The sequence below is a fragment of the Kitasatospora sp. NPDC057595 genome, from assembly GCF_042800875.1.
Classification (GTDB): Bacteria; Actinomycetota; Actinomycetes; order Streptomycetales; family Streptomycetaceae; genus Kitasatospora.
Genome location: NZ_JBHVGL010000010.1, coordinates 157,230 through 172,946 on the forward strand (window position 1 = coordinate 157,230; position 15,717 = coordinate 172,946).

Consider the following 15,717-nt stretch of genomic DNA (forward strand, 5'->3'; position numbering starts at 1 on the left):
TGACGACCCGCCGTTCGACCTGTTCCGCGACCGGGCCCTGCCGAGGGCCCGGTCGCGGGCGTGTCGGCCGCTCCGGACGTCCTGCGGGCGGGGGCGGTCAGCGGGTGACGGGGGTGCGGATGGCGAGGATGGCCATGTCGTCGTGGCCGTCGCTGGGGTGGTGGTCGGCGAGGGCGCGGACGAGGTCGTCCAGGGGTTCGGCGGCGTGCGCGGCGGCGAGGGCGGCGAGGGCGTCCAGGCCCTCGTCGATGGAGCGGGCGGGGTCCTCGACGAGGCCGTCGGTGAAGAGCACGACGGTGCCGCCGACGGGCAGGGGGTGGGTGTGGTCGGGGCGGCCGACGGCGAAGTCCACGCCCAGCGGGATGCCGGGTTCGCCCTCCAGGTACCAGGCGCGGCCGTCGGGGGTGAGCACGAGGGGCGGCAGGTGGCCGGCGGTGCTCCAGTGGAGGGTCCAGCCGTCGGCTGCCGGTTCGATCCGGGCCAGGCACGCGGTGGTGACGGGCAGGTCGGTGATGGCGTGCACGGTGTGGTCGAGCTGGGTCAGCACCGAGCTGGGCGGGGTCCTGCGGTCGTAGAGCAGCGCGCGGAGCATGTTGCGGGCCTGGGCCATGGCCGCGGCGGCGTGCAGGTCGTGGCCGACCACGTCGCCGATGACCGCCACGCAGGCCCGGTCGGGCAGCACGGCGGCGTCGTACCAGTCGCCGCCCACCCGGGCCGGCTCGTGGGCGGTGCGGTAGACGGCGGCGCCGGAGAACGGGGCCAGGTCCGGCAGCGTGGGCAGCAGCAACCGCTGGAACTGCTCCGCGCTGTCGCGCATGTAGCCGAACAGGCGGGCGTTCTCGATGGCGATGCCGGCCGCGCCCGCGAGGGCCCGGACGATCTCCTCGTCGTCCTCGTCGAACGGCCGGCCGTCGACGCGCTCGGAGAGGTAGAGGTCGCCGTAGATCTCGCCGCGGACGGTGATCGCCACGCCCAGCAGCGTGCGCATCGGCGGATGGCCGGGCGGGAAGCCGGCCGAGGCCGGATGGGAGGGGATGTCGTCCACCCGCAGCGGTTCGGGGTGGCGGATCAGGTGGCCGAGCACACCGCGACCGTGCGGGAAGTCGATCCCGGCGAGGGCCCCGCGCTCCTCGGGTGTCAGACCCGCGGTGATGAACTGCTCCAGCCGGTCGCCGGAGGGGCCGAGGACACCGAGGGCCCCGTAGCGGGCACCGGCGAGGTCCATCGCCGTCGTGACGATGCGGTGGAGCACCACGGGCAGCTCCAGGTCTCCGCTGATGGCCAGCACCGCCGACAACAGACCCTGCCACCGGTTCTTCGCCCTGGCCAGCGCGTGCAGCTGGAGGGCGACGCCCTCCAGCCCGCCGCCCGGCTCCGACCGGTCCCCCGCTCCCGGCGGCCCGGCCGGCTCCGCTTCGGCGTTCACGACATCATCTCGTTCATCACCACCCACGCTACGCACGGCGGAGCCGCCCGGGCGGGTGCATGCGCCCGCGCGGCGCACACGGATCGACCGCACGGGCCCCGGCCGGCCCGACCGGTCAGGCCCGCAGGCCGGGTCAGCCGACCGGGCCGGACCAGGTGACGTGCTTCAGTACGGAGCCGTGGACGAACTCGACGGAGAACGACTCGCCCGCGGTGTTCGGCAGGGCGTAGGCGGTCAGGCTGGTGACCTCCTGACCGACGGCGAGCGACCCGGTGGGGACCTTCATCCGCGAGCTTCCGTCGATCATCACGAGGAGGAGGCCGCCGTCGGCGTCCCGGACGAGGGGCAGGCCCGCCCCTTCCAGCGCGAGGTTCACCGAGCCGGTGTTGACGATGGTGATCCTCACCTGGAAGAACCTGGAGTTCTTGGGGGCCCGGAAGACCGTCTCGTCCGGGACGTAGCGCTCCGGCTTGCCCATGGTGACCTTCAGGCCGTCCGGGTAGGTGTAGGACTGCCCGAACGACAGGCGCCGGGCCTTCTCGTCCGCGGCCGCCTTCTCGCGCTCGGCCTCCAGCCGCTTGCGCTCGGCCTCGATCCGTTCGCGCTCCTTGGCCGCCCGTTCCTCGGCCTCCTTCATCGCGGCGTCGTAGCGGGCCTGGTCGGCCTCCTCCTCCGCCTTGCGCTCCCTTTCGACCGCGCGCACCTCCGACACCACGAACACTCCGGCGCCGGTCGAGACCAGCAGGCCCAGCACGCCCAGGATCACGCCCGCGAGTGCCATCCCGCGGTTGGTCGCGATGCCCTTGCGCACCTGCACCAGGCCGACGGCGCCGAGGATCACGGCCAGCAGGGCCGGCAGCCAGGACAGCCAGAACAGGAGGACCGCCAGGCTGAGCACCATGCCGACGACCCCGATGACCATGGCCGCGATGCCCACGCCGTTGCGCGGCGCCGGCGGCGGCACCGGCATCGCGTAGGGGCCCCAGTACGGCGCGCCCGGGGTCGGGGGCGCCGGGGACCAGCCCTGGCCGCCCTGGCCCGGGACCCCGCCCGGCGCGGCACCGCCGCGGTCGCTCGGGTCCGGGCCCGGCGGCGCCCAGGGGTTGCCGGCGGCCTCCTCGGCGGGCTTGGGACCGTCGGACGGGGCGGGGAGGGTCATCCGGATTCCTTCGAGAAGTGGTGGGACGAGGCACGGCCGGCCACCTCCGGCGGGTGATCAACATACCGGTGCCCGGTGACGTTTCCGCCACCGCGTCCCGGCCGAGGACGACAGGAGGGGCGACGGGGGGGCGACAGAGGGAGCGGATACGGCCAATTCCATCGAACCCTCAACCCAGATGCTCTTCATGCGATATGACTTGCAGTGCCAGTTATTAGACGTGTACAGAACAGTCAGAATTCACGAAGGGGATACCGTGGGGAAAATATCCACAAGGGTGTCAATAGCGACACTGGCGGGGCTGGTCCTGGCTTCCGTACTGCCCGGGCAGGCCGGCGCCGCCGCCCCGCCCTCGGTCTGGGTCGCCAGTGGCGCCGACCACGTCTTCAGCTCCTCACCGACCCCTCAGCGGCCGACCGGAGGGGTGACCCTGTTCGCGGCACGCAACGAGGTCCAGGCGGCCCAGATCGCCGTCCGCTCGGCGGCAGCCCTGACCGGCCTGTCGGTGCAGGCGAGCGATCTCGCCGGACCGGGCGGGGCGGTGATCCCGTCCTCCAGGATCAGCGTCAACCGGGAGTACAACCACCCGAACGTCGTGAAGATCGGCAGCCCTCACCGCGAGGAGCCCCCGAACGGCGGCAACGACTACTACGACTCGCTCTACGGCAACGCGCCCTACGACCTCGCGGCGAACACCACCCAGCCCTACCACTACAGCGTGGCCGTGCCCCCCGGGCAGGCGCCCGGCACATACACCGGCAAGGCCACCGTGAACAGTTCCTCGGGTCCGGTGGACGTCCCGGTCTCGGTGACGGTGTACGCGGTCGAACTACCCCCGGCCAACCGCTCCTCGTTCCGGCTGAACAACTGGTTCACCTCGGTCGGCTGGGACTACACCTGGACGGCCAGTTCGATCCCGGACCAGTACGGGGTGGACGCGTACTCCGACGGCTGGTGGACCCTGATGGGGAACATCGCCAGGAACCACGCCAAGCACCGCAACAACGTCGTCTTCGCGGACTTCCAGGCACTGGCCGCCCGCGGCACCACGCTGGTGAACGGCACCTACACCTTCGACTGGACGACCTTCGACCGATTCGTCCAGCTCTTCCAGGACGCCGGCGCCCTCCAGTACATCTACACCCCTCACCTCCTGGAGGGCGTGGAACTGGAGGCGCTCGTCGAGGACGGCAGCGGCGGGGTGCGGGTCGGCCACGTAGCACCCGGCTCGGACGAAGCCACGAAGTACCTCGCCGCCGCCCTGCCCGCGCTCAAGGCCCACCTGGACACCAAGTGCCTGGACCCGGGACCGGGCTGCGCACCGGGCCGGCGCTGGAGCGACGTGTTCTACCTCTCCGCGACCGACGAGCCGCTGTCCGAGAACACCGCCCAGGTCTCCGCCGTCACCTGGCTCAACGACCGCTTCCACCAGTACTTCCCGCAGGCCATGACCGGCGAAGCGCACCTCCAGCCGAACGAGGCGATCGACTCCCGCATCTCGACCATCGCCGCCCATGTCGACGACTCGTACGACAACAACGCCGCCTACTACCAGGAGAAGCGGCTGGCCGGCAAGGATCTCTGGCTCTACTACAGCAACGACCCCAACGACGCCCACCCCAACCGCTACATCAGCTACCCCCTCTCCGACTCCCGGCTGACGCCGTGGATGGTGTCGGCGGCAGGCGGCAACGGGTACCTCCACTGGGGCTGGAACATCTGGACGCAGCCGAAGAACGGCGGGTACGCGCACGTCGACACCTTCAAGGACGCCACCACCGGCGACCCGTTCCTGGTGCGCCCCAAGAGCGAGAACGGCGCCCTCGACATCTACGACAGCCTGCGCAGCGAGGCGATGCTCGCCGGCGTCCAGGACTACGAGCTGCTCACCCGGCTCGCCGCCACCAAGCCCGTGCTGGCCCACGCCCTGACCTCGTCGCTGATCACCAGCACCACCGAGTTCACCACCTCGGGCGCCGAGATCGACCACCGCCACAAGCAGATCCTGGACGCCCTCACCGACCCGGGGCCCGACGCCTCCTACCCGTTCACCGACGACTTCTCCTCCGGCGCCGACACTCAGTGGCGCCACACCCACGGCACCTGGACCGTCACCGGGGACAAGGCCTACGCGCAGACCAGCGCGGGCGACGAGTGGAACAACGTCACCGCGGTGGCCGGGCGCGCCTACGCGGACGTCGCCGCCTCCGTGGACGTCCGGATCACCGACGTCAACGCCAGCGGCGGCAACGCCAACTGGGCCGGCCTGACCGTCCACAGCCAACACCCGACCGACCGTCAGACCGGCTACCTGGTGGCCCTGCGCAACAACGGCGAGGTCTTCGTCAATCGCGGCAACACCACCCTCGACACCGCGACCGTTCCCGGCTTCACCCCGGGCCAGACGGTCACCTTGCGGGTGGTCACCCGCGGTTCCAGGCTCGACGTGTACGCGGGCGCCAAGAAGCTGATCACCGTCGACGACCCGGGCTACCCGGTCGGCAACATCGGCCTCGCCACCGGTGGCGCCGCCGCCCGCTTCGACAACGTCCGGCTCAACCCCGGCAGCGACCCCGCCGAGGCCGCCGGCGTCTCCCCCACCAGCAGTTACGAGTCCGACGGCTGGAGCGCCGCCGCCCTGACCGACGGCCGCCGGGGCCTGCCGACCGGCACCCTCGGCTGGAGCAGCATCGACAACCTGTCCACCGACCACATCGAGGGCGTCACCGTCGACCTCGGCGCCACCCGCCGGATCAGCCGCCTGGACCTGTTCGGCCGCGCCGACGGCGCCAACACCGGTCTCGGCTTCCCGGTGGACTTCACCATCGAGGTCTCGGCCGACAAGAACACCTGGACCACCGTCGCCGACCGGCACGACTACCCGCGTCCCGACGCCTCCGCACAGGTCTTCGGGTTCACGCCCGCCGACGTGCGCTACGTCAAGGTCACCGGGACCAGGCTGCGCACCGACCCCCGCGGCAACTACCACATGCAGCTCGCCGAGATCGAAGCCGCCGGCGACAATCTGGCCGCCAACCGGCCGGTGACCACGTCGAGTTCGGTCGAGGTCTCCGGCTGGGGCCGGGCCGCGGCCACCGACGGCGTGCTGAACTCCGCGGCCGGCTACTCGATGGGCTGGAGCAGCCTCAAGTCGCCGACCGCGACGGCCAACGAGTCGCTCACCGTGGACCTCCAGGGGGCCAGCCGGATCGAACAGGTCCGGCTGACCCCGCGCACCGACGGCGCCAACACCGGCCTGGGCTTCCCGGTCGACTTCACCATCCAGGTGTCGGCCGACGGCACCACCTGGACCACCGTCGCCGACCGCCACGGCCAGCCCCGCCCGGGCGGCACCGTGACCTTCCCGTTCGCACCGGCCACGGCCCGCTACGTGAAGATCACCGGCACCCGCCTGAGCACCGACCAGTTCGGTGACCACTACCTGCAGCTCGGCGAGGTCGCCGTCTCCTGACGCGCCGCGCTCAGAGCGCGGTGCGGTAGGCCTCCAACCGCTCGGCCACCTCCTCGGGGTGGCCGAGCATCGGGCAGTGGTCGCCGGGCATCTCGTCCGGCTCGAAACCGAGGCGCTCGACGACCAGGCGCCGCATGAACCCGGCGGGGAAGAAGCGGTCGCCGGCGGAGAGCAGGAACCTGGTCGGCACGTCCGGCCAGGAGGCCGCCGGCCACGGCCGACCGAACGGGGCGGGCGCCTGCCGCCGCTGGTGGCCGGCCAGGAACGCGGCGGCCAGCTCCGGCGGGGTGTCGTGCAGTACGAGGGAGGCCGCGTCCTCCTCGGTGCCGGGTGCGACACCCCGCCGCAGGTCGGCCTCGGCCCGCGCGGCCGGGTAGCCGGTGTCGGCCCACCACGCGCCCGGCGACTCGCCCGGCGCCGGGACCTGGGCCTGGAGCATCACCAGCAGGTCCGCCGGGACCCGCTCGCACACCAGCGGGCCGGTGAACCCGCCGAAGGAGTGGGCCACGACGACCAGACCGGTGCGGTCGCCGATCGCCTCGACGACGGTGTCCGCGTACTCCTGGAGCCCGGCCGACTCGTCCTCGCACGGCAGGTCCGGGGCCACCACCTGGTGGCCCCGGGCGCGGAGTTCGGCGGACAGCGGCCCCCAGTACCAGGAGTCGACCGCCGCCGCGTGGATCAGTACGTAGGTCGCCATCGGACGCATACCTCCCGGATCGTCGACCGGATCGTCGATACGGCCGCAGCCTAGACCCGACCACCGACAACGGGACCAGGGCGGAGTCAGGGCCGGGGGGACGCCTGGTCCTGGACGCGCCCCTGCAGCGCCTTGGACAGTTCCGCGACGCAGGCGGCGAGCTGTCCGGTCGTCAACTTCGCAGGGTCGCCCCCGCATTCGCCCACCGGTACGGTCGGGGGTGCGGTCGCGGACGAGGACGCGGACGGAGCCGGCGTAGCGGAGGGGCTCGGGCTCGGGGACGCGGACGGCTGGCCGCCGGGCGGGGTGATGCCGCCGTTCACCGACACCAGGTTCGGCGTCACCCCGGCGTCGCCCGACAGGTCGATGTAGTCCTGGGTCTGCCCGTTGAAGTCCACGAAGCCGCGCCACTTGTCCCGGCCGAACGGGATGATCTCCTGCAGCGCCCCGTCCTTCCCGGCGCTGATGGTGATCGACGTCTGCTGCGCCATGTACGTCACCATCCGGCCGGCCAGCACGTCCAGGTTCACCGGCGGCTCGTCGTCCCCGCGCACGTACACGTGCAGGTCGCCCAGGCCCCCGCCGACCCGGTCGGCCTGCAGCACCGCGAAGGCCACCACCAGCTGCGAGGAGCTCTCGCGGGGCACCAGCGGGGTCACGTAGTACAGGTGGCCGTCGGCCTTGGAGCGCAGCAGGAACTCGCCCGGGTTGGTGGCGTTGGTGGCCGCCGAGGTGTGGTCGTAGCCGAAGCCCCGGTCGTCCTTGGCGCCGCGCCCGCCGAGCCACTGCACCTCGTGGATCTGCGAGCGGACCACCGAGGCCGGGTACACCGCTCCCGGCAGTTCGCCCGGGGAGACCTCCGCCCGGTGGGTGACCTCCGGGCGGCCGTCCGGCGAGCCGCGCAGCACCAGCACGCCGGCCGGCTCCAGCACCGTGCGCTGCCGGTAGCCGATCTGCCGGGTGACCGAGATCACCACCACCGGCCGGGCGGTGCGGGGGGCGGTGCCGTCGCAGTAGCCCCAGATGTCCTGGTCGCTGTAGACCAGGTCCGGGAAGCGCTCGGCGAGCAGGTTGCGCAGGCTGACCGCGCCCGTCCCGCCGAAGGCCCGGCCGAAGGCGTGGTCGCCGCGGAAGGCGCAGGTGACGACGGAGTTCGAGCGGCCGTCCCAGACGGCGACACCCTCCATCGGCTGCTCGCCGGAGCCGTCCAGGACCGCCGTCCACACACCGCCGCCCGCCGAGCCGTCGGGCAGGTAGTGCAGGCTGTGTCCCAGCAGGTTGATCCCGGAGGTCAGGCCGGCGCTGTCGGTGAGCGCCTTGGTCGCCGCCGCGTAGGAGGCGGTGCGCGCCTCGAAGTCGAAGTCCGGCATCGGCGCGGTCTTCACGCAGGCGGGCACGTCCGCGGTGCCGAGCAGGTCGCAGCGGGTGCCGTCGCCCGGGCGGGTGTGCTCGATGACCGGCAGCACCGAGCGCGGGGTGCCCGCGCCGGAGGCCGGGACGTCGAGCACGGTCGCCGCCGCGTAGAAGCGGCCCGCGTCCTTGTCGTCGTCCCACAGTCCGGTGCCGGCGCGCACCAGCGAGCCGGCCACCGCCAGCACCACGACCGCCACCGCCAGGCGCGTCCGCAGGCCGTGGAGGGCCGCCCCGGCCTCCTCCGCGATGTGCACGACCGCCCACACCGTGCCGCACAGGCCCACGGCGATCCAGAACCAGAACAGCGGAGCGGCGTCCAGCGGGCCGCCGTTGGGGAAGAACTCCCGCTCGATCAGCAGCAGATAGCTCTGGTCCTGTTGTCCGAAGCCGCCGAAGACGAAGTGCTTGACCAGCCACACCAGCAGCGCGACCAGTGGCATCCACAGCCACCAGACGGCCAGTGCGACGGCACCGCTCCGTATCGCATGGGCTGCACGCTTCGTCACACGACCCCCAGTTCCGCGCCCCGGACCTTCGTCCCGCCCCCGCCTCTTCCCGCCCCACCCGTCCGTCAACCCCTCGGATGGTGGTTGTTCGGCCGGAGTTGGGGCACTGTTCCCGGGCGTCGGGCTTCCCTCGTACAGGGGACGGCGCGGTGGGGCGCCCGGTTCCCCGCGGGACGGCGCCGGAACCGCCCGAAACGGCGCGGGCCGGCCCACCGTGGTGCGGTGGGCCGGCCCGCGCGGTGTGCGGGTCGGGCTAGTGGCGGTGCCTCCGCCGGTGCCGCAGGCGGGCCGCGAGCTGCGTCGCGGCGCGCAGGGCCAGGCCGATCACCGGTGCGAGCAGCAGGGTGCACCAGGTGCGGGCGGTGGCGTCGGCGGTCAGCCGGTCGGCGAGCAGGAACGCGGCGAGGAACGACGGGGCGAGCCAGGCCCCGTTCGCCGCGGCCAGGCGCAGCGGGCTCGCGCCCCGCGCCGGCGGTTCCTGCTCGGGCGTCACACGAACCTCCGGACCACGCCGATCACCTTGTCGATGATCTTCTGGGAGACGCCGCGGTCGAAGACGAAGCCGGCCAGGCAGCCGGCCACGGCCCAGACGATGCGCTGCTTCCAGTTGCCGCTGCCGAACAGCACGCCGGCGCAGGCGCCGCCGGCGCAGTTGCCGATGTGCAGCGCCCACGGCGCGAGGAACGGGACCCAGGCGGCCACGGCCGCGGTCACGGCCAGCTGGACGGCGCGGGCGACGGCGGCCTTGAGCGCGGCCTTCAGCCAGCCGGGCATCCGGCCGTTGAGGTCGGTGCAGTTGACCGGGTCGGCGTTGCAGTAGTCGTAGGCGTTGGCGCTCGCGCCCTGGACCGGGTCCGGGGACAGGAAGCGGCCGGTGGCCGGGTTGTAGAGGCGCACGCCCATCAGGGTGAGCGCGCCGGGGGTCTCGTCGGAGCGCTGCTTGTCGCCGAGCCAGGCGTAACGGGCGCCGGGCTGGCCGGCCCGCGGCTGGCCGTACTCGTCGTAGTCGAGCACGGTCGGCGCGACGGCGGTGTCCAGCGGCAGGCGCAGGGTGATGTCGCCGTGCAGGTTGGCGAGTTGCAGGACGCCGCCGCCGGTCCTGGTGGTGGTGGCGGCCAGGGTGCCGGTGGGGCCGGTGACGTTGCGGGTCAGGTTGCCCGCGGTGTCCTCGGTGGTCCAGCGGGGGGTGTCGGTGTCGGAGCCGTAGTGGTTGGTCCTGACGCCGGTCTGGGTCCAGGTGCCGGCGTTGTTGGCCTCGGTGGTCCAGGCGCGGAAGCGCTGGGCCGAGTCGAGGGTCCAGGTCTGCCGGTTGTTGCCGCTGGTCTGCTGCTGCACCAGGTCGGTGTTGAAGTACGCGACGGTGCTGCCGGGCAGCGCGGTGGTGCGGCCGAACGCGTCGTAGGTGTAGCCGGGGTTGACCAGGCGGTCGGCGGTGTCGTAGCCGCTGGTCTGGCTGCTGCCTCCGGTGGTGGTGCAGGCCTGGCCGCGGGCGGCGTCGGCGGTGGCCAGGCCGGTGCGGTTGGTGTTCCGGTCGAAGGTGTAGGTGCGGGTGGTGCAGACGGCGTCGGTCGAGGTGTCCTGGACCTGGACGAGCCGGCCGGCCCGGTCGTAGCTGTAGGTCTGGGCCGCGGTGACGCCGGGGGTGCCGGTGTGGGTGGCCCGCTGGCCGTGGACGGTCTCGGTGATGCCGTCGGAGACCAGGACGGCGCCGTCGCCGTCACGGGTGTAGACGCGGCTGACGGTGGTGCCGGCCGGGTCCTTGGTGTCGGTCTGGGTGTAGCCGCCGGGCAGGCCCTGGGTGAGCGGCGTGCCGTCCGCGTCGTAGCGGGCGGTGAGGGTGCCGGCGACGGAGTCGGTCACCGAGGTGGCCAACCCGCGCGGGTCGACGGCGGTGTCGTAGGTGTAGGTGGTGGTGGACGGGGCGGTGTCGGTGACCTTGGTGGGACGGTTGAGGGCGTCGTACTCCGTGGTGGTGACGGCGCCGTCGGCGTCGGTGTAGGAGATCAGCCGGCCCAGCTCGTCGTAGCCCTTGGTGATCGTGCCGCCGGTGGCGGAGGTCTGCTGGGTGACGGCGCCGGTGCCCGGGTGGTAGGTCGTGGTGGTGGCCGGGGCGGCGGTACCGAGGCCGTCGGCGACGGTGACGGTGGTCGGACGGCCGGCCGCGTCGGTGTCGGTCACGGTGGTCCGGGTGACGCCGTTGGCGGTCTCGGTGGTCCGGGTGGCCTGGCCGAACTGCCCGTACTGGGTGGTCCGGACGGGCAGCTGGGCGGGGTTGGATCCGCCGCCGGTGACGGCCGCGGCGGGCCCGGTCTGGCAGACGAGGTCGGCCCACTCCGGGCGGTTGGCGCAGACGCCGGTGCCGTCGGCGGTGTAGTAGCTGGTCCAGGCGGTGCCCGCGTCGGCTCCGGTGGAGGCCGGCTGCTGGGTGGAGACCATCCGGCCCTGGGCGTCGTAGCCGGTGGTGGTGGTCAGGGCGAGGCCGCCGCTGTCCTTGGTCTGCGCGGTGGGCACGCCCAGCGCCCAGTTGTAGGCGCTGCGGTCCTGGCGGGACTCGGTGAGCAGGTCGGGCCAGGCGCGCAGGCGGGCACCGGTGGTGGTGAGGGTGACCTGGTTCTTGATCTTGGCGGTGCCGTCGGTCGGCCGGCCCTCGTCGTAGGTCTTCACGGTGTGCTGACGGGCGGGCAGCTGGGTGCCGGCCTTGGCCAGGACCGTGCTGCCGGAGACCGCGTCGGCGGCGAGGGTGATGCGGTGCAGCGGGTTGTAGACCTCGGTCTCCTGCTGCCCGTCCGCGCTGTAGACGCTGCTGCTGGAGAGCAGCTGGGCACGCTCGGCGGACGGCAGGGTGTCGATGCCGAGGTCCGCGAGCCGGGCCTTGGCCGCGGGGGTGCCGCCGAGGGCGAGCTCGCGGTTGGCCGCGGTCAGGCTGCGGACCTGGTGGCCCTGCTTGTCGTGCTCGGTGGTGGTGACGTGGTGGCCCGGGGTGAGCTGGTTGACCTGGCGGCCGGAGGCGTTCAGGTAGCCGACGGTCGCCCTGGTGTAGTCACCGGCGCCCAGGTCGGCGCCGTTGTTGGAGGCCGGGACCTGGTCGGCCGGGAACACCGCGGTGGCGTCGGTCGGCAGGTCCCGCTGGCCCCACGCGGCGGCGGCGGAGGCGCCGAGGTCCTCGGGCGCCTTCGCGCCGGTGAGCGGGACGCCGTAGACGACGGTGGTGGTGGCGGTGCCGTTCACGGTGCCCGTGGTGCCGGGGGCGAGCGTGTCGTGCCAGGCCTTCGTCAGCATGCCGGGGCCGGCGGCCGGGTTGGAGGCGACGGTGCCGTACGCCAGCGAGGTGGCGCGGGTGCCGCTCAGCTGGACGGAGGCGAGCAGGCCGTCGTCGGCGCCCTGGGTGTAGTAGGTGTACTGGTTCTGGCTGCTCTGGCCGAGCCGCGGGTCCCAGGTCTGGCGCAGCCGGCCGGCGGAGTCGTAGCGGTAGACGGCGACGTCGGTGGCGGTGGCGGCGGCGGCCCCGGGGGCGGTGCTCCACAGCTTGATCGAGCTGACCTGCCCGGCGACGTCACCGAACTCGCCGGGGCCGGTGACCCCGGTGGCGGTGGTGGTGGCGGCGTAGACGAACTGCAGGACGCGGCAGCCCTTGGCGGTCACGTTCGCGGCGCAGACGGCCGGGGTGACGGCGGAGGTCGGGGCGATGACCAGCTTCGGCCGGGTCAGGGTCTTGCCGCCGACCACGGTGGCCTCGGAGACGACCGTGGTGGTGGTGTTGGCGCGCCCGTCCAGCAGGGTGGAGGTGACGGTCCAGGTGGCGGCGGCCGGGTCGGCCTTGCCGAACGCGGTGACGGTGCCCTCGGCGCCGGACAGGGTGAAGCCGCCGGCGAAGGAGCCGGCCAGGGTGAGGTCCTCGCTGCCCGGCTCGGGCGCCCAGCCGTTGCCCGCCGCGTTCGAGGTGAAGGAGACGGCCGAGCCGTCGGCCGCCATCACGCTGAGCGAGGTGTTGGAGGTCCTGCGGATCTCGGTGTACTCCGAGGAGGAGAGGTTCGAGGAGACGCTGGACACCCAGTTGGGGCCGAAGATCGCCGCCTGGCCCTCCTGGCCGGCGGCGGCCCGCGGGTCGCGCGAGGAGTGGGTGCGGCCGACCGTCATGCCGAACAGCGACACGTCGGTGGCCGGGACCCGGAGGTCGCCGGTGAGCAGGTTCAGCGCGCCCGGGCCGACGTTCTCCGTCGCGGCGTCGTCGGCCTTGCGGTCGACCACGACCCGGATCGGCTCCGAGGAGACGGCCGCGGAGGCGGGGCCGGTGAAGTCGGCGCGCAGCTGGACGGTTCCGTCCGGGGTCACGGTGGAGGTGGCGTTCCAGGTCAGCGCGGGGCTCTTGCCCGCGGTGAGGGCCACCGGCCAGGCGGTGAGCGCGGTGCCGCCGGCGGTGACGTCGCCGGCCGGGACCGGGGTCCAGCCGTCGGCGTCGGAGCGCCGCCAGGAGAAGGACACCTTGTCGTACTTGGCGGCGTCGGCCTCGGCGGCCAGCGGCAGGCGCGCGGCGGTGCGGGTGCCGTCGTTCGGCGCGGTGACGCCGCCGGCGCCGACCTGGAAGGTGTAGGACAGGGCCTCGGACTTGTTCTCCGCCCGGTCCACCGCCCGCACCTGGAGGGTGTTGGTGCCGGCCTTGGCCGGGGTCACGGTGAAGGTGACCGGCGCGCTGGAGCCGTTGGTCGCCACCTTGGTCCAGGTCGCGCCGTCGAGCGACCACTCCAGGGCGTTCTGGTCGCCCGCGGGCGGGGTCGCGGTGAAGGTGCCGGGCTGGCCGGCGCCCTTGACCCACTGGCCCGACGGGTAGTCGGCCGAGGAGAGCGCGGCGGGCGCCGACGGGGCGGAGGTGTCGACCGTGAAGGTGGCCCAGGCCGACCAGTTGTTGTTGTAGTGCAGCCCGTCGTACGGCGAGGTGCGGAACTTGTAGGTCTTGCCGTTGGTCAGCACGCCGGCCGGGACCGTGACGGAGGCCGGGGCGCCGCTGGGCACGTACGGGGAGACCAGGACGTTGCCCACCTGGGTGTCGGTGGCGGCGTCGAAGATCTGGAAGGTGCCGTCGACCTTGTCGTTGTTGGGGTCGACGAAGGTGTCGCGCAGGGTCGGGGTGGCCGAGTTGACCCACCAGGTACCGGCGGTGTCCTTGTAGAACGGGGAGCCGGCCTGCTGGTCGGTGCCGGTGCGCGGGCGGTAGTTGTACGTCACCGTCAGCTTCGGCACGTTGCTCGCGGCATTCGCGGAGTTCACCTCCTTCCAGTACTTGGTGTTGGTCTCGTCGGGGGCGCGCAGGCCCATGCCCGAGGTGGCGTTCTTCGCCGAGGTCCAGGTCTGCACCAGGTTGGTGACGTCGGCGGTGATCCAGCCGTCGCCGCCGCAGGCGTCCCGGCCCTTGGTCTCGGTGCCGGTGGCCTTCTTGGAGTTCCAGGAGGGCTGGGCGGTCCACCGCGAGGCGGTGGAGGCGAGGCCGGTGTCCCAGATGTCCCACGCGTAGGGCAGGCAGTCGCTGTTGCCGGAGTGGAAGTTGTACAGCGACAGGGTGGCGTTGGTGATCAGCGCGTCCGCGATCGGCGCGGTGTTCCAGTTGATGAACGAGCGGGCCTGGCGGGAGGAGCCGTCGGCGTTCTTGGTGCCGGAGTTGCCCCAGTAGATCTCGGTGTCGGCCGACCAGTCGACCGTCTCGCCCTGCTGCACCCGGGTGTCGAAGGCGTTGCCGAGGGCCGTGGTGGACGGGTCGACCGTGACCGGGTACCGCGTGTTCGGGTCCGCCAGGAAGGCGGCGTCCGGGGTGAAGACGAGGTCGATGCCGTTGCCGTGCTGGACGACCTTCAGGTCGACCCTGGCCTGGCGCGGGTGCTCGCTGGACCCGGGGACGGTGGTGGCGTCCCACATCACCGGGGCCGGCAGCACCGCCTTCTTCTCACCGGACTTCTTGTCGGTGAACAGCACGCTGCCGTCCGGCTGGGCCTCGGCCTTCAGGCCGTCGGCGCGCAGCGGCATCGTGTACGAGAAGCCGGCGGCGGCCGGGCGCTGCTTCAGCACCGTGTACTGCTCGAAGCCGGTGCGGGTCGCCTCGACGACCAGGTCGGCTGCGCCGTCGGCGATGGCGTCCCGGTAGGTGGCCTTGGTGCCGTCCAGGACGGGCTTGGGCAGGCCGCCCTTCCACTGGAGTTCGACCTGCTCGTCGCCCTGACCGAGGGTCACCAGGGTGCGGGCCTGCTCGGCCGCGCCCTGCGCCTCGGCCAGGGACTTCGCGCGGGTGCCGCCGGCACCGGCGAGCCGCAGCGCGTTCGGGTGGGCCTTGGGTGCCACCGAGCCGTCGGCGGCGGCCTGCAGGCCGAGGTCGACGTCCACCCACTGGCCGTCGCGCTGGAAGCGGACCGGGCCGGCGAACAGCTCGGTGGTGAGCGAGCCGTCCTTGTTGACCCAGGTCGTCGACGTCTCGGTGCGCTCGGAGAGCGCCTCCACCCGCTGTCCCGAGAGCCGGGCCGCGATCCGCGCCGACGGCACGTCGGCCGCGGAGCCGGCCCACCGGCCCGCCCCCTGGCCGGCCGGGGCGGCGGCCGGCGAGGCCGCGAGCGCCGCCTCGGACCCGGCCAGCAGCGACACGGCCACGGCGAGCGCGAGCGTCCCGCTCAACGCCCGCATGCCCACGGGCGCGCGGCGCCCGGGCCGTTCGGGTATGTCCCTCTTCATGTGCACTCCTTGACTTGCCGTCACGCGACGGTGCGCTCGGAGCTTAGGAGGGGCCAGAACGATCGAAATTGACCAAACAGCGTCAAATGATCACCGGCCGACGCGATTGTTCGACCAGGATTCATTTGGTCGTGATCATGAAGCGGCGGGACCGGCCCGGGTGGATCCGTTCCCGCGGTTCTTGACGGAACTTGCCAACCCCGCTCACCCCCTGCCGCACTCATTGACCGGAGCATGACGTCGTGTGAGGGTTCGAGCACCCGAGCGCGGACGGCCCGCACGGCCGTCCCCGAAACACGGCCCTGCGGTGCGCCATCAGCCATGCCTTCC

Annotated in this window: 7 protein-coding genes; 1 reads left to right on the forward strand and 6 read right to left on the reverse strand. The window is 72.9% G+C overall.

All coding sequences use genetic code 11. The features are described from left to right. Positions 1 to 97 precede the first annotated feature (97 nt). Together ACFU9E_RS17650 and ACFU9E_RS17655 are read right to left on the reverse strand one after the other, a co-directional pair. Complete coding sequence (locus ACFU9E_RS17650; protein WP_380686112.1) at positions 98 to 1,426, reverse strand: PP2C family protein-serine/threonine phosphatase; 1,329 nt, start codon at positions 1,424 to 1,426, stop codon at positions 98 to 100. A gap of 133 nt (positions 1,427 to 1,559) precedes the next feature. Then, positions 1,560 to 2,585, reverse strand: coding sequence for a DUF4190 domain-containing protein (locus ACFU9E_RS17655; protein WP_380686114.1), 1,026 nt, complete (start codon positions 2,583 to 2,585; stop codon positions 1,560 to 1,562). Positions 2,586 to 2,862: 277 nt separating this feature from the next. On the opposite strand from ACFU9E_RS17655, the gene ACFU9E_RS17660 reads away from it, so the two are divergent. Continuing rightward, positions 2,863 to 6,057, forward strand: coding sequence for a discoidin domain-containing protein (locus ACFU9E_RS17660; protein WP_380686116.1), 3,195 nt, complete (start codon positions 2,863 to 2,865; stop codon positions 6,055 to 6,057). Between the two features lie 10 nt (positions 6,058 to 6,067). On the opposite strand, the gene ACFU9E_RS17665 is transcribed toward ACFU9E_RS17660, so the two are convergent. The 4 genes from ACFU9E_RS17665 to ACFU9E_RS17680 all read right to left on the reverse strand — a co-directional run bounded on the left by ACFU9E_RS17665 (position 6,068) and on the right by ACFU9E_RS17680 (position 15,387). Next, the gene (locus ACFU9E_RS17665; RefSeq protein WP_380686118.1) at positions 6,068 to 6,757 is read right to left on the reverse strand and encodes an alpha/beta fold hydrolase; all 690 of its coding nucleotides are present in this window, start codon (positions 6,755 to 6,757) and stop codon (positions 6,068 to 6,070) included. Between the two features lie 86 nt (positions 6,758 to 6,843). Next, positions 6,844 to 8,676 carry a hypothetical protein gene (locus ACFU9E_RS17670; RefSeq protein ID WP_380686120.1) on the reverse strand — a complete coding sequence of 611 codons (1,833 nt, stop codon included), beginning with the start codon at positions 8,674 to 8,676 and terminating at the stop codon, positions 6,844 to 6,846. Between the two features lie 253 nt (positions 8,677 to 8,929). Beyond that, positions 8,930 to 9,169, reverse strand: a complete 240-nt coding sequence (locus ACFU9E_RS17675) for a hypothetical protein (RefSeq protein ID WP_380686078.1) — start codon at positions 9,167 to 9,169, stop codon at positions 8,930 to 8,932. Beyond that, complete coding sequence (locus tag ACFU9E_RS17680) at positions 9,166 to 15,387, reverse strand: DNRLRE domain-containing protein (protein ID WP_380686080.1); 6,222 nt, start codon at positions 15,385 to 15,387, stop codon at positions 9,166 to 9,168. Before ACFU9E_RS17680 ends, ACFU9E_RS17675 begins: the two co-directional genes overlap by 4 nt. Positions 15,388 to 15,717 lie beyond the last annotated feature (330 nt).

Bases quoted from the DNA above. Each gene is read 5' to 3' on its own strand.
- ACFU9E_RS17655 (WP_380686114.1), bottom strand. From the start codon at position 2,585: ATGACCCTCCCCGCCCCGTCCGACGGTCCCAAGCCCGCCGAGGAGGCC.
- ACFU9E_RS17665 (WP_380686118.1), bottom strand. From the start codon at position 6,757: ATGGCGACCTACGTACTGATCCACGCGGCGGCGGTCGACTCCTGGTAC.
- ACFU9E_RS17680 (WP_380686080.1), bottom strand. From the start codon at position 15,387: ATGAAGAGGGACATACCCGAACGGCCCGGGCGCCGCGCGCCCGTGGGC.